Origin of the sequence: Leisingera methylohalidivorans DSM 14336 (assembly GCF_000511355.1) — a bacterium.
GTDB lineage: Bacteria > Pseudomonadota > Alphaproteobacteria > Rhodobacterales > Rhodobacteraceae > Leisingera > Leisingera methylohalidivorans.
In genome coordinates, this window is the sequence record NC_023135.1 from 1,342,799 (window position 1) to 1,364,196 (window position 21,398).

Here is a 21,398-nt window from a genome sequence, read left to right on the forward strand (position 1 = left end):
GTTCCTTGTCTTCAGACGCCGCGCTTGTTGCCCCAGACCAGCACATGCAGCTGGGGCAGGACGCGGGGGGTGAACCAGCCGTCGCCGGTTACTTTTTCTATCAGCCACAACAGCCGGTCGGTGGCTTGGCTCAGATCGACCGGCAGGGCCGGGTCGACTTCCGGGTTGCCGGGCTGCAGATACAATGGCAGTTCGGGATGGCGTTCAGCGGCGGCCTTGGCCCAGGCGTAGTCCTCGTCGTCGAAGATCACGATCTTCATCACCGCCTGGCCGCAGCCCCTGGCGGCTTCAAGACATTGGTCGAAGGCTTTCCAATCCACCGTTTCGCCGCTAGAGGGCGGCTTGGGGCTCAGCACCAGCGTGTCGAGATCCGCAAACCAGGGTTTGCTGACGGATCCTTGGGTCTCGCAGGCAAAGCGGTAGCCTTCGGCCTTGCCATAGGCAATGACCGGCGCGAAATCCTGGATCGCCGGGTTGCCGCCGGAGATCGACACCGTCAGCGGCCTGCCGCCAGACAGGCGGCGCACCTCTGCCATGACCTGCTCCGGCGCCATCACCGCCCAGTCATGGCGGTAGGCGCTGTCGACCGCATGCAGGCTGTCGCACCAGGAGCAGCGGTAATCACAGCCGCCTGCGCGCACAAATACCGTGGGCTCCCCGATCAGGGCGCCTTCCCCCTGGATCGTGGGGCCGAAGATTTCAGCAATGCGCAGGGTCATGGCCGGTACTCCGCCCAGGTTTTCGGGGTTTCCGAAATTTTCACGGCAGCGACTTCCGGCCAGCGTATATGGCACCAGTCATAGAAATGCTTGGCCATGTTCTCAGCCGTCGAATGCCCCTCCAGCACATCGTTCAGATGCCGGTGGTCGAAAGTGCTGTCGATGTACTCCTTCAGCGGCTTCAGTTCGTGATAGTCACGCACGAAGCCGTCGCTGTTCAGCTCCTGCGCCGCCAGTTCCACAACCACGACATAGTTGTGCCCGTGCAGGCGGGCGCATTGGTGATCGGACGGCAGATGCGTCAGTTGGTGCGAAGCGGAGAAATGGAACTCCTTGGTGATCCGGAACATCAGCCGCCGTCCTTCCCGGCAATCGCCTGCCGCCAGAAATCGGGGTCTGCATACTCTGTCGGATCCTTGACGCCCGCCAGATGGAACGCCTCACGCCGTTCCACGCAGGTTCCGCAGCGGCCGCAGTGCTTGTCGCCGCCCTTGTAGCAGGACCAGGTGTCGGCAAAGGGGGTGTTGTGCTTCGCCCCCGCGGTCACGATGTCGCCCTTGGTTTGGTGCACAAACGGGGTATAGAGGCGCACGTCGGCGTAGCCGTCGAGCGCTGCCCGCTGCATGGCATCAAACGCTTCGGTGAAGGCCGGGCGGCAGTCCGGATAGATGAAGTGGTCGCCGCCATGCACCGCCGTTGCCACCGCCTGATCGCCGTTGGCGGCAGCAATGCCATAGGCGATGGTCAGCATGATGGCATTGCGGTTCGGAACCACGGTGACCTTCATAGTATCTTCTGCGTAGTGGCCGTCAGGCACGTCGATGTCATCGGTCAGGGCCGAACCCGAAAGTGCTGCACCGATGGTGCGCATGTCGATGATGTCATGCGGCACGCCCAGCCGTCTGGCGGCGGCTGCGGCAAAGTCGAGCTCCTTGCGGTGGCGCTGGCCATAATCAAAGGAGACAAGACGGGTCAACTGCTGTTCAGCAGCGACCATATGGGCAAGCGAAACGGAATCCAGCCCGCCCGAGCAGATAACGATAGTCTTCATTTTTGTACCCTTGTTTTGGTGACCGGGTAGGCTGCGACCGGTGCCGGGCGTATAGCGGCGCAGGCCGTCACACGCAAGGGGCGGGCGGATAGCGCACATTTCTAAGGTGAAGTTTGGAAAAGTTGAAAATGCCATCTTGGGCCGTGGCGCGCAGCGGCACGGCCCGCGCCCGGCCTTGCCCCAGGGAAGATGCATAGGCGTTCTTCCGAGGTCAGGCCCAGGCCAGCTGTTTCTCGCTACACCGGCTGCAGCTCTCCTTCCAGCCATTCCAGGAACGCCCGCGATGCCGGGGTGCTGGCATGGTTGGGCGGCGGCATCAAAAAGTAGTTCTCCAGAAGTTCCGCCGAATGTTCGCTGGCTCTGACCAGCTGGCCGCTTTCCAGCAGCCCGCCCGCCAGCGTGTCATGCGACATCGCCACACCCGCACCATTCACCGCAGCGGTCATTGAAATCACGTAGGTGGAAGCAAGATTGATCTCATGATTGCGCTCAAACGGCAGGGCCTGCGACTTGAACCACGCCCCCCAAGAGCCCGTCACGCCGGCACAATCCAGAAGATGCGCGGTGCCGAAATCCACCTTGCCGTTTTGATAGCCCGGTGCGCAGACCGGAAAGAACCTGTCGCGGGTCAGCCGGATCGCGGCGGCGGACATGTCGGCAGGGCGGCCAAAGCGGATTTCGGTGCCGGCAGAGCTGGCATGGCGCTCCGGGTCCCAGATCGGGGTCACGATGTTCAGCACCAGCCAGGGGAACTTCTTATACAGCCGGGGCAGGCGCGGCGACAGCCAGAAGACCGAAAAGGCCATGTTGCACTGCAGCACCAGATGCCGCCCCTGATCGCCGCCGGTAAAGGCCTGCGTTCCGGCCGCGATCAGGTCGAAGGCCTCGCGCACGATCGGCATGTAATTGGCACCGGCCTCGGACAGCTCCAGCGCGCGGGTTTTGCGGATGAACAGTTCGCGGCCCAGGAAGTTCTCCAGGCTCCGCACATGCTGGCTGATCGCCGATTGCGTCAGGTTCAGCTCGCCGGCGGCGCGGGTGAAGGACAGGTGCCGGGCGCTGGCTTCAAAGGCGCGCAGCCAGGTGAGCGGAGGCAGGGACGATGAGGGCGGTCCGGATGACGGCATGGACGCATGACCTATGCATTAGTTTACCTAATGCATTACAGCTGAATCAATCGTTTGTCAGCAGTTCTTATGGCTGGCACCAATACCGCAGCAACGTTTCCGGAGGTGCCAGAATGAACAAGCAAGCAGACCTAAGCCCGAACCTCACTCATTGGCAGGAGCGCGTCGATATGGCGGCCGCCTTCCGCTGGACCGAGCGGCTGAACATGCATGAGGCGGTGGCAAACCACTTCAGCCTGGCGGTGAACAACGACGGCAGCCAGTTCCTGATGAACCCGAACCAGGTGCATTTTGCCCGGGTCAAGGCCTCGGATCTGCTGCTGCTGGACGCCAACGACCCCAAGACGATGGAACGCCCAGACGCGCCGGACCCTACCGCCTGGGGGCTGCATGGCTCGATTCACCGGCTGTGCCCGCATGCCCGCTGCGTGATGCATGTGCACTCGATCCACGCCACCGTTCTGGCCTGCCTGGCCGACAGCACCCTGCCGCCGATCGATCAGAACACGGCCATCTTCTATAACCGCTATGTGATCGATAACGGTTTTGGCGGGCTGGCGTTCGACGACGAGGGCGCGCGTTGCGCCTCGATGCTTACCGACCCCAAGGTCAAGGTGATGATCATGGGCAACCACGGGGTGCTGATCATCGGCGATAATGTCGCGGACACTTTCAACCGGCTCTACTACTTTGAACGCGCCGCTGAGACCTATATCCGCGCGCTGCAAACCGGCCGGGAACTGCGGGTGCTGAGCGACGAGGTCGCCGAGAAAACCGCCAAGGAGCTGGAGGATTACCCGGATCAGGCGGAACGCCACCTGGCCGAGTTGAAGGCGATCCTCGACGACGAAGGCTCCACCTACGCCAGCTAAGAGAGGCACCCCATACAGGCAATGAGACCACGGGCAGTTCATCGGACTGCCCGGCGGCTTGCTGCGTCCATCAGAAACACCAATTCAGCCATCCGCAAGGTCCCAGATGCCCGATTTCCTCCCCACCAATGCCGCGTCGTCTGGCGTCAAACTCGACAGGAAGATGTTGAAATCCATTGCTGCCCGCAGCGACAGTCCCGGCTTGATCTATATCGCGCAATGGCTGGCTTTCCTGGCCGCCACCAGTGCGCTGGTCTGGGTAGCACTCGGCACTTTCTGGATGTGGCCCGCGATGCTGCTGCACGGGATCTTCCTGACCGTGCCCGCCTATTCCTTCAGTCATGAAACCGCCCATGGCACCGCCTTCCGCAGCCGCTGGCTGAACGAGGCAGTGCTGTGGGTGACTTCGCTCCTCTACATGGAAGAGCCGCTGCACCGCCGCTACACCCACACGAACCACCACACCCATACCTGGTGGGTGGGCAAGGACAGCCAGATGCCGTTCGACACGCCGATGGGTTTTGGCGGCTGGCTGGCAGAGGTCAGCGGCTTCGCGCTGCTGCGGTTCCACATGCAGGTGTTCCTGCATCTGGCGGCAGGCCGCTGCACCGATACGATGAAGAGGGTCACCCCCGAAGGCGAATTTGCCAAGATGACCCGCAACGCGCGCATCATGCTGGCGATCTATGCGCTGATCGCAGCGGCGCCCGCATTTGGCATCTGGTGGCCCGTCTGGTTCCTGGTGATCCCGCGGGTTCTGGGCGCCCCCGTCATGCTGCTGTTCACCTTGATCCAGCATGTGGAACTGCAAGAAAACTCGCCGTCCATCCTGGATAGCACCCGCTCTTTCCGCAGCAACTGGCTGGCCGGTTTTCTCTATATGAACATGAACAACCACGTTGAGCACCACCTCTACCCGCAGGTGCCCTTTCACGGGCTGCCGAGACTGGCCGAAGCGGTGCAGGACCAGCTGCCGGAACCCGATCCCGGCTTTTTCAGAACCAATCTCGAGGTGATGTCTGTGGTGCTGCGCCGCAGTCTGGGCCGTCCGGCCAAGGCTGCCACCATCCGCCAGGCGCCGCATATGGTCACCGAGGGCGGGCCGGTGGAACGTGTCGCGCAGCGGACAATGTAAGATTTCCAGAAAAACGAACCAGGAGCCACGGAAATGAACCAATGGATTGACGCCTGCGCCACCGGTGACATTGACGAGGAGGACCTGATTTCCTGGCGGCACTCGGGTAAGTCCTACGCGATCTACAACACCGGTAAGGGGTTCTTTGCCTCTGACCTGATGTGCACGCATGAGGAGCAGAGTTTGGAGGACGGTCTGATGATCGACTGTGTCATCGAATGCCCGCTGCATGGCGGCCGGTTTGATATATGCACCGGAAAGGCGCTGTCGGCGCCGGTGCATGAGGACCTCAAAACCTATCCGGTGCGGGTCGAGGGAGGCCGGGTGTTCGTGGAAATCGGCTGATCGTTTCCTCCCCGGAAAGTCAGCCGCTGCCGGTCCTTCGGGGCGGCCTTTTTTCTCGCTTCTTTGATTTGCTCGCCATTTGATCCTGATTAAGACGGATCCAGTTGTAATTCCCTAGGACCAAATTCAGAGACACTCGACAGGCATGGGAGAGCCCCCATGGTGCGCCTTGCACCCGTTCTCTATTCGCTGATCGGTTCAAGGCTTGCAGGTGCGGGCGCAATTGCGGTTCCGGTTGCCGGGCCGGTGTCTACGCAGGCGATCCTGGTTTCGGCGGCCATCGGCGCGCTTGCCGATGCTCCGGTGGCATGGCTGGTGGCCGGACAGCTCTATGCCCGCGGTGCCTGGGCGTTCAGGAACACCCGCGCGGCGGCTTCGAATTCCCGCGGCTTCTCGGCGTGCAGCCAATGGCCTGCACCGGGCAGTTTCGCAAAACGGGCGGCCGGAAAGCGTGCGCGGATCTTATCGCGGTGTTCGGGCAGCACATAGTCCGAGTTGGCGCCGGACAAGAACAGCGCCGGACCTTGCCACGCGGCATCGGTCTCAGGAAAGGACATGATGTTCGGCATCTGATCCGCCAGCGTGTCCAGATTCAGCTTCCAGCGCTTGTTCGGGATATCCAGCGACTGGGTGAAAAAGCTCTGCAGCGCAGGCTCCACCCCGGCCTCGGCCAGTTGGGCGGCGGCCTCCGGGCGGCGCTCAACCGTGTCCAGGTCCACCGTGCGCATCGCGTGGATGTATTGGATCTGGGTATGGCCGTAGGCAACCGGTGCAATGTCGGCAACCACCAGGCGGCGCACTGCCTCAGGATGGTTCAGCGCCAGCGTCATCGCCGCCTTGCCGCCCATCGAATGGCCGATCACATCCATCTGCCCGCCGTGGGCGGCAATCACCTCTGCCAGATCTCTGGCCAGCTCAGGATAGGTGTGGCTGTCCGTCCGCGGGCTGTCGCCGTGATTGCGCATGTCGACGGCAACAACCTGCCGTTCATCCGACAGGCGTTTCGCGATGACGCCCCAGTTCCGGGCCGAGCCATAAAGGCCATGGGCAATCAGCAGCGGGGGTCTTTCTGTGGCAGTGCCATGTGTGATCGTGTTCAGCATAGGGTCTAGATACCCGCGCAGGCAAAGGCTTGCCACCCCCATTGAGGCAGGCATCAGCGCAGGCTAGGGTAGCCGCGAACGGCAGCTGAGGGAGAGTGCCAGAATGGCCGCCAGCCTGGATCAGGATATCGAGGACATCCGTACGCTGCTGAAGGAGCGTGAACAGGCCTCCGGCGATCTTGCCGCCGCACTGAAACGGGCGCGCCGCCGCCTGCCGCGCCGGATCTACAAGCAGGGCATGAAACTTGCCGATGCGCTGCCGATGCTGGAACATCCAAGGCTGCGGCCGACAGTGGACGAGAAACCGCTGCGGGGCGCAGCGCGCGAAGTGAAGGCGCATCTGCAGAAAGTTGACCTGGCCGACCGGCGCAAAGGGTTCTGGCTGGGAGTGCTGGGCAGTATGGCGTTTTCCGTGATGGTGGTGCTGATCCTGCTGATCGTGGTCCTGCGCTGGCGCGGCCTGGTCTGATTTCCTGCTTTGCGCCGCCGCTTCCGTGAGTTTCGAAGCTGGTTCAAAACTCACGGAGGCCTCATGGCAGGCAAGGCAAAAGCGCGCAAGGCGGCGTTGCGGGAGAAACTGGTGGAAGCGGCAGAGATCCGCATTGCACGGAATCGGGCCAGGGCGCTGCGGGCCCGCGATCTGGAACAGGATGCAGGCTGCGCGCCGGGGGCGATCTAGAATGCTTACGATGTCCTGACCGGGATCATCATGGCGGTGAACGGCCGCTCCTTCCAGAAGCTCGGTGCAGCGGCCGCAGCCCCCATTGCCGGTGCGCAGGACGCGCCGCCGACCCGCCGGCTGATCCTGACGAACAACGCCTATCTGCATTTTGCGGTGGAAAACACCAATCTGTGGCGGGCCATGTTTGATCTGCAGATGACCGCCGGGAGGGCAGTGCCGGACTGGTACCTTGAGGCGCTGGAAGGGCTGTTTGCCAATATTGCCCGCCCGGCGGCGGAACTGTCCCCGGATCAGAGCGCGGAAGAGGCCGGGCTGATGGTGCGGGCGCTGTTTTCCTCGGTGCATGGCATCGTGCTGCTGGGGGTGGAACGGCGCTTCTCCGGCGTGCCGCCCGAGCAGATCGAACAGGTAATCGCTCAGGTACTGGGCTAGATCGGCGGCACAAAAGCGATCTGAACGCCGTTCAGGAAATACCTTGAACGGCGTTCATCTGGGAGCGGCTCCGGGGACTGCTCTGGGTGCTGCATGTTTCTTCATGAACGATGGTTAAGTTTGCGGAGGATGAAATGTTCACCACTCTGAAAACCCTGATCTCCGGTGCCAATGCCGGGGGCCGAAGAACAGCTGCACGAGACGTTTTCGACCGAGCTGATCACCCAGAAGATCCGCGAGACGGAGGGCAATTTGAAGGCGGCCAAGCTGGCGCTGGCCAACCTGATCCAGCGCCAGCGCGCCGAACCTTGCAGCTGCGCCAGCCGGTAGAAACCGCCAGCCGCCGCATCACCAATCTGAAACAGGGCGCTCTTGCCGCCCGCGCCACCCGGCGCGAGAGGGGTATCGGGCGCCGTCTGTGCCGCCACTCCGGCGGCGGCAGCCCAGTGGAGGAGGCGGAGGCTTTCCAACCGTTTGCCCCGGTCCGGTTCCCTTCGAACGGATGCAGGCGAGGGGAGGCTGCCGGGTGGCAGCAGGAAAGGTATCAACAGAAAACCGCCGCGGCCTTCCGGCGCGCGGCGGTTCGTTTCTTCACTCCTGCAAGGGCTTACAGGTTCGGGTACAGCGGGAACCTGGCGCAGAGATCCGCAACCTTGGCGCGCACCGCGGCCTCCACATCCGCATTGCCGTTTTCACCGTTGGCGGCCAGCCCGTCGATCACCTCGATGATCAGATCGGCGATCTGGCGGAACTCTGCCTCGCCGAAGCCGCGGGTGGTGCCTGCCGGCGTGCCCAGACGCAGGCCGGAGGTCACGGTGGGCTTTTCCGGGTCGAACGGGATGCCGTTCTTGTTGGTGGTGATATGGGCCCGCCCCAGCGCCTTGTCAGCGATGTTGCCGGTGACGCCTTTGGGGCGCAGGTCAACCAGCATGACGTGGGTATCGGTGCCGCCGGTGACAATGTCCAGCCCGCCCTGGATCAGCTGATCCGCCAGCGCGGCTGCGTTGGCGCGGACCTGCTTCTGGTAGGCCTTGAACTCCGGCTTCAGCGCCTCGCCGAAGGCCGCCGCCTTGCCGGCGATCACATGCATCAGCGGGCCGCCCTGGATGCCGGGGAAGATCGCCGAGTTCACTTTCTTGGCGATCGCCTCGTCATTGGTCACGATCATGCCGCCGCGCGGGCCGCGCAGGGTCTTGTGGGTGGTGGTGGTGGCCACATGCGCGTGCGGGAACGGCGAGGGATGCTCACCGGCAGCGATCAGACCGGCGATATGGGCCATGTCGACCATGAAATAGGCGCCGACGCTGTCGGCGATTTCCCGGAATCTGGCAAAGTCGATCTGGCGCGGGATGGCGGAACCGCCGGCGATGATCAATTTGGGCTGGTGCTCGGTCGCGAGGGCCTGGATCTGGTCGTAGTCGATCAGGTTGTCGCTTTCGCGCACACCGTAGTGCACAGCGTTGAACCACTTGCCCGACTGGTTCGGGCGGGCGCCGTGGGTCAGGTGGCCCCCGGAGGCCAGATCCATGCCCAGAATGGTGTCGCCGGGCTGGATCAGCGCCTGGAACACACCCTGGTTCGCCTGGCTGCCGGAATTCGGCTGCACGTTGGCGTATTCGCAGCCGAACAGCTGCTTGGCGCGGTCGATGGCGAGGTTTTCGGCGACATCGACATACTGGCAGCCGCCATAGTAGCGGCGCCCCGGGTAGCCTTCGGCGTATTTGTTGGTCAGCACCGAGCCTTGCGCTTCCATCACCGCGGCCGAGACGATGTTCTCGGAGGCAATCAGCTCGATCTCGTCGCGCTGGCGGCCCAGCTCGGCTGTGATCGAGGCATAAAGTTCAGGATCGCGCTCCGACAGCGCTTGGGTGAAAAAGCCGGGGTCACGGGTCGCTTCAGTCATGGTGGCTCCGTTGGAGTAAGGATCAGAATTGAGGGATTTCCTATCGGAAACTTCCTTGCGCAGGAACCCTGTAAAGCGACATTTCCCTGCGACAGAACGGCAACTATGGTCTTTGCCGGAAAGCTGTGATTGTTTCGGAACCAGATGCCTAACACCGGAAACAGATTTCATGAGTTTGAGAATCGCCTTTCTGGCCAGTGAGGCCGATGTTGCGCAGGATGCATTGGGTACCCTGCGAAAGAGATACGGTCATGTGCCGCCCGCCGAAGCCGGTATTGTTGTGGCTCTGGGCGGGGATGGTTTCATGCTGCGCACGTTGCTTTCGATGGTGGATCATCCGGCGCCGGTGTACGGCATGAACCGCGGCACCGTTGGCTTTCTGATGAATGAATACCGTGAAGACGGGTTGATCGGGCGGCTTGAAGAAGCCGTGCAGGAAATTATCAACCCGCTGTCGATGACCGTAATGGACCGCCGCGGCGAGGTGCATAAGGCGCTGGCCATCAACGAGGTGTCTTTGCTGCGGGCAGGGCCGCAGGCGGCGCGGCTCAGAATATCCGTGGACGGGCGAGTGCGGATGGAGGAACTGGTCTGCGACGGCGCCTTGGTGTCCACCCCCGCGGGCTCCACAGCCTATAACTATTCCGCGCATGGCCCGATCCTGCCGATCGGGGCGGATGTGCTGGCGCTGACGGCGATTGCCGCCTTCCGGCCGCGGCGCTGGCGCGGCGCGCTTTTGCCCAGCAACGCGATGGTGCGCTTTGATGTTCTGGAGGCCGCTAAACGCCCGGTGATGGCTGACGCGGACTCGAATTCGGTGGCGGATATCGATTGGGTCGAGATCCGCACCGATCCGAAGATACGCCATAAAATCCTGTTCGACCCCGGTCATGGGCTGGAAGAAAGACTTATTTCCGAGCAGTTTACGTAAGCGTTTAACGACAAATTCACGGCTTCGTGAACTTCCCGGTAACTATTCTGTGCAAAGGTTAACCCACTGGCGGATGCGGATGGTATCTGCCCAACGGCAAAATGCCACAGAGCCGTACCGGCGTGTTTTGTACGTTCCTGTTTTTTAGTTTCCTGCCGGTCACGCCCGCGGAACCTGGCGCCAGAACGCCAGGTTCGCTGAATGCGGCAAGGCGAGCGGTGTTTGTAGTGAGTGATCTAGGTATGGAAGTTCCCCGGGGGCGGTTCAGCCCGTTCCCCGGGACCTCAAGCGGACAGGGCATGGAGATGCACAGTCGCCCCATTGCGCCCGCCCGGACTGCTTTGGGACCGTCCCCGATTTGAACTTGCAGGATTTGCTGATGCCGGCTGACTGTTATGTCAGCTGCGTCCGCCGGCCTGCATCTGGTGCCACAGCGGCAGGCACATGCGGCCCGCTCGGGCTTCGATTGCGGCGCAAGCGTCCACCGCCAGATCCTCGCGCCAGCGGCGGGCGGCGATCTGCACATTGATGGGCTGCGGCCCATTCGGCAGCTGCGCCAGCCGGGCAGGCACTGAGGCGGCGGGCAGGCCGAGGAAGTTCATCGCATAGGAGTAAACTGCGCAGCCCAGCACCTCATGCACGCCTTCCGCGCCTTCGGTGTCGCGGTCCGGCTTGAAAAAGGGCTGCGGCAGGAAAGGCGATAGTACCAGCGGGTATTCCTCCATGAACAGGGACCATTGCCGCGCGTAATGCGTGCGCTTGGCCATCATCTGCAGCAGCTCATCCCCGGTAAAGGGCGGGAACTCCTGGAAATAGACGGCAAAGATGTCGCGCACGGGCTGGGAGCCTGCCGCGTCTACATCCCCCTTCATCAGTGCATGGATTTCGCCCATCAGGGCGCGGTAGCCGGTGCGCCCGGCCTCGAACACATTGGGCGGTTCCGCTTCCTCAACCAAATAGCCCGCGCCGGTCAGCGCCTCGCGGGCAAAATCCAATGCGGCTTCGACCTCGGGGTGCAGTTCATAGCCATGGGTGTTCTTGGTGAAAGCAACCTTGACCGGGTCATTCAGCGCTTCACCGCGCCAGGGCACCGGCACATGGAAGGGGTCGCGCGGGTCTGCGGCAATCAAAGAGGGCATCGAAAGATGCAGATCCTCTGCCGAGCGGGCAATCAGCCCCTGCACCGACATCAGTTGCGCCAGCAGACCGCGCTCGGCGGATTGGCTGGGGTTCCAGGCCGGCACCCGGCCCAGGCCGGGCTTGACCGTCACCGCGCCATTGGCTGCGGCCGGAAAGCGCAAGGAGCCGCCGATGTCATTGCCATGTGCCAGTGCGCCGATTCCGGCCATCACTGCAGCCCCGGCGCCGCCGGAGGATCCGCCCGGCGAGATATGCCGTCCCCATGGGTTATGGGTGCGGCCGTGCAACGGGTTGTCGGTGTCGGCGCGGAAGGAAAATTCAGGTGTATTTGTCCGCCCGATCACCACCGCCCCGGCCTTTTGCAGGTTCTCCACCACCGGGGCGTCCGCGGGCGCGATCAAGTCCTTCAGCGCCGGGACGCCGTTTGAGGTGGCATGGCCTTTCTGATCCACGTTGATTTTGATGGTGACCGGCACACCGTGCAGCGGGCCGGGAACCGCGCCGCCTGCGCGCGCAATGTCGAGCGCGCGGGCGCGATCCAGTGCCTCGGCGCTCAGATCTTCAACGACGGCATTCAGCGCTGGGTTCACCGCGTTCATTCGATCAATGGAGGCTTGCACGGCGCCTTCGGCGCTCAGATCTCCGGTGCGTGTCAGTTGTGTCAGTTCCGTGGCACTCAGGCGCCAGGTCTCCGGATTTGTCATGCTCAAGCCTCCTTGGCTGCAGCCTAGGAAGACAGGGCGGAGTTGCAAGGAAAACCGGACGGCAAACTGCCGGAATTCTGCGGGTGTTCCTCGTGGTCAGGACCCGGGGCCGCAGCTGTTGCAATGGCTGCAGCAGAAGATAGTTGAAACGGGGTTGGATGCTGTCTTCATGGAAGCGCTGCAAGGGAGGGAGGCTCCAACTGCTATGGCGATCAGGATGGGCCAAGGACACCCCGGCGGGATCGCGCGGCTGCTTCCGCTTGGTTGGTTCCGCCCAGCTCTGGGTAAACCCGCCCCGGCGCAGGAAGTCCGTGCAGAGGCGGGGAGACTGGAAACCCATACGGTCAGACGCTTGAGCGTCCTGAGGCGGTTGGTCTGGCCCTCGGTCCGCCTGTCCGGCCGTGATTTCCGCAGCGCGGCGGCGGCTTTTTCCCGCCAGAGCCTGCGGGCGAAGGCTCCGAGCAGCCCTTCCTTCGCTTCCTCCAGCCATCCTCACCCGTCTCCACACATCTTTTTAAGATTCCGGCGCCTGCTGTCTCTCGATTTGGACGGCGGAACCTCTGGGATTGAAATGCGCAGTGTCACGCTCCAGCAGGTGATTCCCTGCTTGCAGCGGCCATGCCCGCCCGGAATGTTTGCAGATTTGCAATTCGGGCAGGGATTTCCTGAATATTCTACCGCAAAGACCTGTTTGCAAAGCGGGTTGGTTGCAAACCGCAAACAGAGTGTAAATTCTGTAAACTCAGGCCGTTTCCCTGCCCGCAGCCTGTAAATTCCTTGACCAACCTTGCGTGCGGCTACAGCAAAACTTGCCCGTTTGACGCTTTCTCGCCTACGCAAAGAGCAGGAGGAGATGGACATCATGGGATATAGGGACATTTACGCCGGCTGGAAACAGGATCCGGAAGGGTTTTGGATGAAGGCTGCGCAGGCGATCAATTGGATTGAAGCCCCGAAACAGGCGCTGTTTGACAAGGGCGACGGTCTTTACGAATGGTTTTCCGATGCCAAGGTGAACACCTGCTACAACGCCGTTGACCGGCATGTGGAACAGGGCCGCGGCGAACAGGCCGCGATCATCTATGACAGCCCGGTCACTCATACCAAACGTGAAATCTCCTATGTCGAGCTGCGCAACCGGGTGGCCACGCTGGCCGGCGCGCTGCGCGCCAAGGGCATCGAAAAGGGCGACCGGGTCATCATCTACATGCCGATGATCCCTGAAGCGCTTGAGGCGATGCTGGCCTGTGCCCGCATCGGCGCGGTGCATTCGGTGGTGTTCGGCGGCTTTGCCGCCAACGAACTGGCAGTGCGGATCGACGACGCCAAGCCCAAGGCGATCATCGCCGCCTCCTGCGGGATCGAGCCAGGCCGGACCGTGCATTACAAGCCGCTGCTGGACGGCGCCATCGACCTGTCAGAACATAAGCCGGAGTTCTGCGTGATCTTCCAGCGTGAACAGGAAGTGGCGGATCTGATCCCGGGCCGGGACGTGAACTGGCATGGGTTCCAGTACGGTGTGCAGCCCGCCGAATGTGTCCCGGTCGAGGGCAACCACCCCTCCTATATCCTCTACACCTCCGGCACCACCGGCCAGCCCAAGGGTGTGATCCGCGATACCGCGGGCCAGCTGGTGGCGCTGAACTGGACGATGAAGAACATCTACAACGTTGATCCCGGCGATGTGTTCTGGGCGGCGTCAGATGTGGGCTGGGTCGTCGGGCACTCCTATATCTGCTATGCGCCGCTGATCCACGGCAACACGACAGTTGTGTTCGAGGGCAAGCCTGTTGGCACGCCGGATGCCGGAACCTTCTGGCGGGTTATTTCCGAGCATGGGGTCAAAAGCTTCTTTACTGCCCCCACCGCCTTCCGCGCGGTCAAGCGGGAGGATCCCAAGGGCGAATTCGTCAGGAAATACGATCTGAGCTGCCTGCAGCAGGTCTATCTGGCCGGCGAGCGCGCCGATCCCGACACCATCACCTGGGCGCAGAACCAGCTGAAGGTTCCGGTGGTGGACCACTGGTGGCAGACTGAAACCGGCTGGTCGATTGCCGCCAACCCCTTAGGGATAGAAAAACTGCCGACCAAGCTTGGCTCGCCTGCGCTGCCGATGCCCGGCTATGAGGTGGACATTCTGGACGAGGGCGGCAACCTGGTGGCACCGGGCGAACTGGGCGCCATTGCAGTGAAGCTGCCGTTGCCGCCGGGCACCCTGCCGACGCTGTGGAATGCCGGGGAGCGGTTCAGGAAAAGCTACCTCACGGCCTTTCCCGGCTACTACGAGACCGGCGATGCAGGGACGAAGGATGAGGACGGCTATCTCTATATCATGGCGCGCACAGATGATGTGATCAACGTGGCAGGCCACCGGCTTTCGACCGGCGGCATGGAGGAAGTGCTGTCGGGCCACCCGGATGTCGCCGAATGCGCCGTGATCGGCGTGGCGGACAACCTCAAGGGCCAGATACCTGTTGGCTTCCTCTGCCTGAATTCCGGCGCCGGCCGCGACCCTGGCGAGGTGGTAGCCGAGGTCGTTAAACTGGTGCGCGAGAAGATCGGCCCGGTTGCCGCCTTCAAACTTGCGGCGGTGGTCGACCGGCTGCCCAAGACCCGTTCCGGAAAGATCCTGCGCGGCACCATGGTGAATATCGCTGATGGCACGCCGTGGAAGATGCCTGCAACGATCGACGATCCCGCTGTGCTGGACGAAATCAAGGACGCCCTGCAGGCTATCGGCTACGCCAGATAGACGTCCGCCAACCCGGTCAGCGGCTAGGCATCCTGATCTCTGCCCCGGCCGTAGCGGGGCAGCCTGTCTTTCAGCTCCAGCCAGCTCACATGGTCGGAGTGGAAGACATGGAACTTGGGGGGCAGTTCCCCGGGGCATTCCAGGGTCGCTGTGTACATGTGGATATTCACCGTATCGCGTGCCGTGCGATAGGCCATCTGGGTGCCGCAGGCGCTGCAGAACAGCCGCTCGACACCGGTGGAGGAATTGTAGATCTGCGGCTCAGAACCGGACCACGCGACCGACTCATGCGGCAGCCCGAAAAATGCGGTGACGGGTGCCGCGCAATTGCGGCGGCAATCGGCGCAATGGCAGTAGCAGCTCCAGGCCGCTTCGGCCTGGCTCTCCCAATGCACGGCGCCGCAGTGGCAATGCCCTCTCATGGCTGGTCCTCCTACTGGCCCCCCTGGATGGGCGGCCAGCGGTAATTCCCAGCCGCAGGATTAACCGTAGTGCGCCACCGGGGTGCCGGCAATGGCGGCCATGTTCAAAAGCCCGCGCGCGGTGATCGAGGGGGAAACGATATGGGCGCGGTTGCCCATGCCCATCAGGATCGGCCCGACCTCCAGCCCGCCGGCCCGCATTTTCAGGATGTTGCGCACCCCCGAGGCGGCATCGGCATGGGCAAAGATCAGCACATTGGCCGCGCCCTCCAGCCGCGAATTGGGGAAGATCCGTTCGCGCAGCTCAGGGTCCAGCGCGCTGTCGATGTTCATTTCGCCCTCATAGGCAAAATCCCGGCGCCTGTCGTCGAGGATTTCCAGCGCGGCGCGCAGCCTGCTGCCGGTGTCGCAGGCGATATTGCCGAATTGCGATTGCGAACACAGCGCAATCTTCGGTTCCAGGCCAAAGCGGCGCACATGGCGGGCTGCGCCGATGACGGTTTCTGCGATCTGTTCCGGCGTCGGCTCGATCCGCACATGGGTGTCGGCGATGAACAGCGGCCCGTCCTCCAAAATCATCAGCGACAGCGCCCCATGCGGCGCGTAGCTGTTGCCGCCCAGAACCTGCTCGACATAATTCATATGCCAGCGGTATTCGCCGAACGTGCCGCAAATCAGACTGTCCGCCTCGCCGCGGTGGACCATGATGGCGCCAATCGCGGTGGTATTGGTGCGCATGATCGCCTTGGCCAGGTCCGGGGTCACGCCGCGCCGCTGCATCAGCTTGTGATAGCTGTTCCAGTAGTCGTAATACCGCGGGTCGTTTTCCGGGTTGACCAGCTGGAAGTCACGGCCGGGGCGCACATCCAGCCCCAGCCGCTCACAGCGGCGCTCAATCACTTCCGGGCGGCCGATCAGGATCGGGGTTTCGGTTGTCTCCTCCAGAATCGCCTGGGCGGCGCGCAGCACCCGCTCGTCCTCGCCCTCTGTAAAGACAATGCGGCGGGCGGCGGCTCGGGCGGCCTCGAACACCGGCCGCATCAGCAGGGCGGATTTGAAGACGGTTTGGTTCAGCTTCTGCTTATAGGCTTCGATGTCCTCGATCGGCCGGTTCGCAACACCGCTTTCCATCGCCGCCTTGGCCACGGCAGAAGACACCACCGCCACCAGGCGCGGGTCAAACGGCTTGGGGATCAGGTAGTCGGCGCCGAAAGTCAGCTGCTCGCCCTTATAGGCCGCCGCCGCCTCAGCGCTGGTCGTTGCCCGCGCCAGTTCGGCGATGCCGTCGACACAGGCAATCTGCATCGCGTCATTGATCTCGGTCGCCCCCACGTCCAGCGCCCCGCGGAAGATGAAGGGGAAGCACAGCACATTGTTGACCTGGTTTGGAAAATCGCTGCGCCCGGTGGCGATGATCGCATCCGGCGCCACCTTGCGTGCCTGGTCGGGCATGATCTCCGGTGTCGGGTTGGCCAGGGCAAAAATGATTGGCCGTTTGGCCATTTTGCCGACCATTTCCGGCTTCAGTACGTTCGGCCCGGACAACCCCAGGAACAGATCAGCGCCGTCAACCACCTCTTCCAGCGTCCGCTTGTCCGAGGCCTGGGCAAAGGCCGCTTTCTCCGGGTTCATGTCCTCTTCGCGGCCCTCATAGACCAGCCCGTGAATGTCGCAGAGCCAGATATTCTCGCGCTTCACCCCCAGCTTCACCAGCATGTTGAGGCAGGCGATCCCCGCCGCACCGCCGCCGGTTGAGACGATCTTGATCTCGCCAAACGACTTGCCCGCCACATGCAGCGCGTTCTTGGCGGCGGCCCCTACGACGATGGCTGTCCCATGCTGATCGTCATGGAAAACCGGGATGTTCATCCGCTCGCGGCACAGCTTCTCCACCACAAAGCAATCCGGCGCCTTGATGTCTTCCAGATTGATCGCGCCAAACGTCGGCTCCAGCGAGCAGACGATATCGGCCAGCTTCTCGGGGTCGCTTTCGTTGACTTCGATATCAAAGCAGTCGATGCCCGCGAAGTTCTTGAACAGGACCGCCTTGCCTTCCATCACCGGCTTCGAGGCCAGCGCACCGATGTTGCCCAGTCCCAGTACCGCCGAGCCGTTCGTCACAACCGCAACCAGATTGCCGCGCGAGGTATAGCGCGCAGCATTGGCCTCATCCGCCTTGATTTCGATGCAGGCCTCCGCCACGCCGGGGGAATAAGCGCGCGCCAGATCGCGGCCGTTGGCCATCGGCTTGGTCGCGCGGATCTCCAGCTTACCGGGCTGCGGAAACTCGTGATAGTTGAGTGCGGCTTGGCGCAGGTTCTGTTGATCGGACATCTGGCGCTCCTGGATATCTATTTTGTTTAGTGTTAAACCATTTTTCCTGCCGGAAACCTAGTCCAAACTGACGCAAATGAACGCGGCGGCAGTTGCGGCGGCAGCCTGTTGTCCGGATCCTGCCGCAAGGCCGCTGGCCTGCCAAGTGAATTGGGAGTGAAAAGCGAGCGATGCAATCGCGGGATCCCGCCCGCCGGCTGATGAGCCGCGCAATGACATTCCGTTTTCTACCAAGGCCTTGGGTGTGAAGGTGGAAATGCTTCCCCCCGCGGATCACCCGCAAACTGCGGCGTCGTGCAAACACGGCCTGCGCCTGCGGGTTGAAAGGGGGCCGGCAAAAAAACCGGCACAACCCGCATTGTGACTGAAGATCCTGATGGAATTGCCGAAAGCCATCGCTGCCTGACCGCGCCCAACCACAACAGGATCGGGAGCGAAGAGCACCGATCAGCGATGGTGAAGTCCCGAACCGTGTGCCGCTTTCCCGTCCGCTGCCTGAACGGCCAGGCGGCCTGGATCATCTGCCGCGCAGGCAGGCTTGACCGTGGCCTGGAGCCGGATCGTCAGGGCGGCTGGATCATCTCTGCCCTCATCCGCACCCCCGGCGGCGGCCCGGTGCCCGGCATGAAAACCCGCTTCAGCGCGCCCAGCGGCTATGTGCAACTGCCGGAGCCAACCTTGCCAGGCGTATGCAGCATGGCGGCGGGGTAACACAGTAACTGCATCCGGGGGCTTCCGCTCCCCGGTGCAATTCAGCTAGGCTGCGGCATTCTGACCAGATGATCAAAAACCGGAAAGCACCGATGAGCCTCAAAACCGCTGCCACTGCCGTCCGCGAAAACGCCCACGCGCCGTATTCAAATTTCAAAGTCGGTGCGGCTGTCCGTTCGGCCTCGGGCCAGATCTATGTCGGCTGCAACGTTGAAAACGTGGCCTACCCGGAGGGCACCTGCGCCGAGGCCGGCGCCATTGCCGCCATGGTGGCAGCCGGGGAAAAGAAACTGGCAGAGGTCTATGTGATCGCCGACTGCCCCGCACCGATCCCGCCCTGCGGGGGCTGCCGCCAGAAGCTCAAGGAGTTCGGCACCGGTGAAGTCAAAGTGACCCTGGCCACCACCGACGGCGCCGAGAAAGACACCACAATCGGCGATCTGCTGCCGGGCGCTTTTGACGCGGACCATATGGAGCGCTGCTGATGGATGCCCGCGCCATCAATGCAATGCTGCGGCGCGGTGAAACACCTGGCGAAGAAGATCTGCGCTGGTTTGCCCAAGGACTGGCCAGCGGTGCGGTGTCCGATGCGCAGGCTGGTGCCTTTGCCATGGCCGTTTGCCTGCAGGGTCTGAGTGTCGAGGGCCGCCGCGCCCTGACACTGGCGATGCGCGACACCGGCGATGTGCTGCAATGGGATCTGGACGGGCCGGTGCTGGACAAGCATTCCACTGGCGGCGTGGGGGATTGCGTCTCGCTGCTGCTGGCGCCCGCACTGGCCGCCTGCGGCGCCTATGTGCCGATGATCTCCGGCCGCGGCCTTGGCCATACCGGCGGCACCCTGGACAAGCTGGAGGCCATTCCCGGCGTCTCGATTCAGGTCAGCGAAGACCGCCTGCGCCGGTTGATGCAGGACGTTGGCTGCGCCATCGTCGGCGCCACCGCCCGGATCGCACCGGCTGACAGACGGCTTTATGCAATCCGCGATGTGACGGCGACGGTGGAAAGCCTCGACCTGATCACTGCCTCGATCCTGTCCAAAAAACTCGCCGCAAGCCCGGACGCGCTGGTACTGGACGTCAAAATCGGTTCAGGCGCCTTCATGAAAACCGCGGCTGAGGCCGGCGCGCTGGCGCAATCCCTCTGCGATACTGCCAATGCGGCGGGTTGCAAAGCCTCGGCGCTGATCACCGACATGAACCAGCCGCTGGCGCCCGCACTGGGCAATGCGCTGGAGGTGGCAGAGGTGATGCGGATGCTGACCGTCAAAGCCGCGGGGCCGCTGGCGGAAATCTCGGCTGTGCTGGGCGGTGAACTGCTGGTCCACGCAGGGCTGGCCGCGGATGCCGCGGCGGGCGCGGACAAGATCACCGCAGCCCTGACGGATGGCCGCGCGGCTGATCGCTTTGGCCGGATGATTGCGGCCTTGGGCGGCCCCGTGGATTTTGCAGACAGATGGCAGGATCATCTGCCCGGCGCAGAAGTCATCAGGGAGGTCAAGACGCCATCGGCAGGGTATGTCACGGCCATGAACGGCGAGGCGCTCGGCCTGGCCGTTGTCCGCCTTGGCGGCGGCCGGATGGTGGAAAGCGACCGCATTCACCCGGGCGTCGGTATCTCGGGCCTCGTCCGGCTGGGCCAGCAGGTCGGCGCAGGAGACACCCTTGCCTGCATTCACGCGGCCAGCGATGATGCAGCAGATATGGCGGAGGCGGCCCTTGTTGCTGCTGTCTCCATCGGGGAGGCGCCGGACGCCTTGCCGCCGCTGGTTCACGAAAGGATCTCCTGATGCCCCGTGCCTTTCTAGTGGTGATGGATTCCGTTGGCATCGGCGGTGCGCCGGATGCCGGGACCTTCTTCAACGGCGATCTGCCGGACCTTGGTGCCAATACGCTGGCCCATATCGCCCAGGCCTGCGCCGCCGGCCAGGCAGACGAGGGGCGCAGCGGCCCGCTGCATCTGCCGAACATGGAACGCCTTGGCCTTGGCGCCGCGATGCGGCTGGCGTCCTCCGTGCCGTTCCCGGGGCTGGAGGCAGAGCCGCAGGGCCTGTGGGGCTGTGCCCGCGAATTCAGCCGCGGCAAGGACACGCCCTCGGGCCATTGGGAGCTGGCAGGCTTGCCGGTGCCCTGGGACTGGCATTACTTCCCCGACCGGGCGCTGTCCTTTCCCGAGGACCTCAGCGCCTTTGTCGCCGAACAGGCGGGCACCGATGGCATCCTGGGCAACTGCCACGCCTCCGGCACAGTGATCCTCGACACCCTCGGCGCCGAACACATGCGGACGGGCAAGCCGATCTGCTACACCTCCGCTGACAGCGTTTTCCAGATTGCCGCGCATGAGGAAACGTTCGGCCTCGACCGCCTGCTGGAGCTTTGCAAAGCCATCGCCCCGCGCCTGCACGCAATGAAAGTGGGCCGGGTCATCGCGCGCCCCTTCCTTGGCTCGGCAAAAGAGGGTTTCACCCGCACCACCAACCGCCGCGACTATGCCATCACTACGCCAGCGCCGGTGCTGACCAACTGGGTGCAGGACGCAGGCGGCAGGGTCCATGCCATCGGCAAGATCGGCGACATCTTCTCCATGTCCGGCATCGACACCCTGAAAAAGGGCTCTGATACCAGGCTGATGGAGTATCTCTTTCATGCGGTGGAGACGGCGGAGCAGGGCAGCCTGACCTTTGCCAACTTTGTCGAGTTCGACAGTATGCACGGCCACACCCGCGACATCCCCGGCTATGCCCGCGCGCTGGAGTGGTTCGATGCGGAAATCGGCCGCCTGCTGGGCAAATTGCGCAAGGGCGATATGCTGCTGCTGACCGCCGATCATGGCAACGACCCCAGCTGGCCCGGCTCCGACCATACCCGCGAACAAGTGCCGGTGCTGATTGCGGGGCTTGACGCAGGCACCATCGGGCAGGTCAAATTCGCCGATGTGGCGGCCTCAATCGCTGCCCATCTGAATGTCCCGGCCCAGGGCCCCGGCAAAAGCTTTCTTTGACCTGATGGTCAAAACCTGCTTGCCAGCCGCGCCCA

General features: G+C 63.1%; 22 protein-coding genes. 13 read left to right on the forward strand and 9 right to left on the reverse strand.

All coding sequences use genetic code 11. The annotated features are described in order from the left end of the window. Window positions 1-11: 11 nt before the first annotated feature. The 4 genes from queE to METH_RS06740 form a co-directional block, all read right to left on the reverse strand. Window positions 12-719: a 7-carboxy-7-deazaguanine synthase QueE gene (queE, locus tag METH_RS06725; protein ID WP_024089681.1), complete on the reverse strand. Its 708-nt coding sequence runs from the start codon at window positions 717-719 to the stop codon at window positions 12-14. Further along, a complete protein-coding gene (queD, locus tag METH_RS06730) occupies window positions 716-1,069 on the reverse strand; it encodes a 6-carboxytetrahydropterin synthase QueD (protein WP_024089682.1) in 354 nt (117 codons plus the stop codon). Before queD ends, queE begins: the two co-directional genes overlap by 4 nt. After that, window positions 1,069-1,770, reverse strand: coding sequence for a 7-cyano-7-deazaguanine synthase QueC (gene queC / locus METH_RS06735; protein ID WP_024089683.1), 702 nt, complete (start codon window positions 1,768-1,770; stop codon window positions 1,069-1,071). Before queC ends, queD begins: the two co-directional genes overlap by 1 nt. A gap of 236 nt (window positions 1,771-2,006) precedes the next feature. Further along, the gene (locus METH_RS06740) at window positions 2,007-2,897 is read right to left on the reverse strand and encodes a LysR family transcriptional regulator (protein WP_044008352.1); all 891 of its coding nucleotides are present in this window, start codon (window positions 2,895-2,897) and stop codon (window positions 2,007-2,009) included. A 113-nt stretch (window positions 2,898-3,010) separates the two neighbouring features. Here METH_RS06740 and METH_RS06745 point away from each other — a divergent pair, with 113 nt between their 5' ends. From METH_RS06745 to METH_RS06755, 3 genes are all read left to right on the forward strand, one after another. Continuing rightward, the gene (locus METH_RS06745; protein WP_024089685.1) at window positions 3,011-3,769 is read left to right on the forward strand and encodes a class II aldolase and adducin N-terminal domain-containing protein; all 759 of its coding nucleotides are present in this window, start codon (window positions 3,011-3,013) and stop codon (window positions 3,767-3,769) included. 106 nt (window positions 3,770-3,875) lie between these two features. Next, window positions 3,876-4,904 carry a fatty acid desaturase gene (locus METH_RS06750; RefSeq protein WP_024089686.1) on the forward strand — a complete coding sequence of 343 codons (1,029 nt, stop codon included), beginning with the start codon at window positions 3,876-3,878 and terminating at the stop codon, window positions 4,902-4,904. Window positions 4,905-4,937: 33 nt separating this feature from the next. Continuing rightward, the gene (locus METH_RS06755) at window positions 4,938-5,249 is read left to right on the forward strand and encodes a non-heme iron oxygenase ferredoxin subunit (RefSeq protein ID WP_024089687.1); all 312 of its coding nucleotides are present in this window, start codon (window positions 4,938-4,940) and stop codon (window positions 5,247-5,249) included. Between the two features lie 329 nt (window positions 5,250-5,578). On the opposite strand, the gene METH_RS06760 is transcribed toward METH_RS06755, so the two are convergent. Next, window positions 5,579-6,352, reverse strand: a complete 774-nt coding sequence (locus METH_RS06760; RefSeq protein ID WP_156927449.1) for an alpha/beta fold hydrolase — start codon at window positions 6,350-6,352, stop codon at window positions 5,579-5,581. 103 nt (window positions 6,353-6,455) lie between these two features. On the opposite strand from METH_RS06760, the gene METH_RS06765 reads away from it, so the two are divergent. The 4 genes from METH_RS06765 to METH_RS24460 all read left to right on the forward strand — a co-directional run bounded on the left by METH_RS06765 (window position 6,456) and on the right by METH_RS24460 (window position 7,796). Further along, window positions 6,456-6,821: a hypothetical protein gene (locus tag METH_RS06765; RefSeq protein ID WP_024089690.1), complete on the forward strand. Its 366-nt coding sequence runs from the start codon at window positions 6,456-6,458 to the stop codon at window positions 6,819-6,821. A 63-nt stretch (window positions 6,822-6,884) separates the two neighbouring features. Beyond that, on the forward strand, window positions 6,885-7,031 hold the full coding sequence (locus METH_RS25250) for a hypothetical protein (RefSeq protein WP_342667085.1): 147 nt from the start codon (window positions 6,885-6,887) through the stop codon (window positions 7,029-7,031). Between the two features lie 36 nt (window positions 7,032-7,067). Beyond that, a complete protein-coding gene (locus METH_RS06770; protein ID WP_342667086.1) occupies window positions 7,068-7,466 on the forward strand; it encodes a TetR-like C-terminal domain-containing protein in 399 nt (132 codons plus the stop codon). Between the two features lie 171 nt (window positions 7,467-7,637). Then, entirely contained in the window at window positions 7,638-7,796 is a 159-nt protein-coding gene (locus tag METH_RS24460; protein WP_024089691.1) for a hypothetical protein, read from the forward strand. A 277-nt stretch (window positions 7,797-8,073) separates the two neighbouring features. Here METH_RS24460 and glyA read toward each other — a convergent pair whose 3' ends face one another. Beyond that, window positions 8,074-9,369, reverse strand: coding sequence for a serine hydroxymethyltransferase (glyA, locus tag METH_RS06775; protein WP_024089692.1), 1,296 nt, complete (start codon window positions 9,367-9,369; stop codon window positions 8,074-8,076). A 169-nt stretch (window positions 9,370-9,538) separates the two neighbouring features. Here glyA and METH_RS06780 point away from each other — a divergent pair, with 169 nt between their 5' ends. Further along, complete coding sequence (locus tag METH_RS06780; protein WP_024089693.1) at window positions 9,539-10,300, forward strand: NAD kinase; 762 nt, start codon at window positions 9,539-9,541, stop codon at window positions 10,298-10,300. A gap of 398 nt (window positions 10,301-10,698) precedes the next feature. Here the strand turns inward: METH_RS06780 and METH_RS06785 are convergent, their stop codons facing one another. Further along, the gene (locus METH_RS06785; RefSeq protein WP_024089694.1) at window positions 10,699-12,144 is read right to left on the reverse strand and encodes an amidase family protein; all 1,446 of its coding nucleotides are present in this window, start codon (window positions 12,142-12,144) and stop codon (window positions 10,699-10,701) included. Window positions 12,145-13,006: 862 nt separating this feature from the next. Here METH_RS06785 and prpE point away from each other — a divergent pair. Then, window positions 13,007-14,896 carry a propionate-CoA ligase PrpE gene (gene prpE / locus METH_RS06795; protein ID WP_024089695.1) on the forward strand — a complete coding sequence of 630 codons (1,890 nt, stop codon included), beginning with the start codon at window positions 13,007-13,009 and terminating at the stop codon, window positions 14,894-14,896. A gap of 23 nt (window positions 14,897-14,919) precedes the next feature. On the opposite strand, the gene METH_RS06800 is transcribed toward prpE, so the two are convergent. Both METH_RS06800 and METH_RS06805 read right to left on the reverse strand, forming a co-directional pair. Continuing rightward, entirely contained in the window at window positions 14,920-15,318 is a 399-nt protein-coding gene (locus METH_RS06800; protein ID WP_024089696.1) for a GFA family protein, read from the reverse strand. Window positions 15,319-15,378: 60 nt separating this feature from the next. Then, window positions 15,379-17,652 carry an NADP-dependent malic enzyme gene (locus tag METH_RS06805; RefSeq protein ID WP_024089697.1) on the reverse strand — a complete coding sequence of 758 codons (2,274 nt, stop codon included), beginning with the start codon at window positions 17,650-17,652 and terminating at the stop codon, window positions 15,379-15,381. Between the two features lie 360 nt (window positions 17,653-18,012). Here METH_RS06805 and METH_RS22590 point away from each other — a divergent pair, with 360 nt between their 5' ends. Genes METH_RS22590 through METH_RS06825 form a run of 4 tightly spaced genes read left to right on the forward strand, consistent with a single transcriptional unit; the run spans window position 18,013 to window position 21,363 of the window. Beyond that, window positions 18,013-18,363: a hypothetical protein gene (locus tag METH_RS22590; RefSeq protein ID WP_024089698.1), complete on the forward strand. Its 351-nt coding sequence runs from the start codon at window positions 18,013-18,015 to the stop codon at window positions 18,361-18,363. Window positions 18,364-18,413: 50 nt separating this feature from the next. Next, window positions 18,414-18,848, forward strand: coding sequence for a cytidine deaminase (locus METH_RS06815; RefSeq protein ID WP_281173425.1), 435 nt, complete (start codon window positions 18,414-18,416; stop codon window positions 18,846-18,848). Then, window positions 18,848-20,152 (forward strand): thymidine phosphorylase, encoded by a 1,305-nt coding sequence (locus tag METH_RS06820; RefSeq protein WP_024089700.1) that lies wholly within the window; start codon window positions 18,848-18,850, stop codon window positions 20,150-20,152. The genes METH_RS06815 and METH_RS06820 overlap by 1 nt, the downstream gene beginning before the upstream one ends. Further along, window positions 20,152-21,363, forward strand: coding sequence for a phosphopentomutase (locus tag METH_RS06825; RefSeq protein WP_024089701.1), 1,212 nt, complete (start codon window positions 20,152-20,154; stop codon window positions 21,361-21,363). The genes METH_RS06820 and METH_RS06825 overlap by 1 nt, the downstream gene beginning before the upstream one ends. Window positions 21,364-21,398 lie beyond the last annotated feature (35 nt).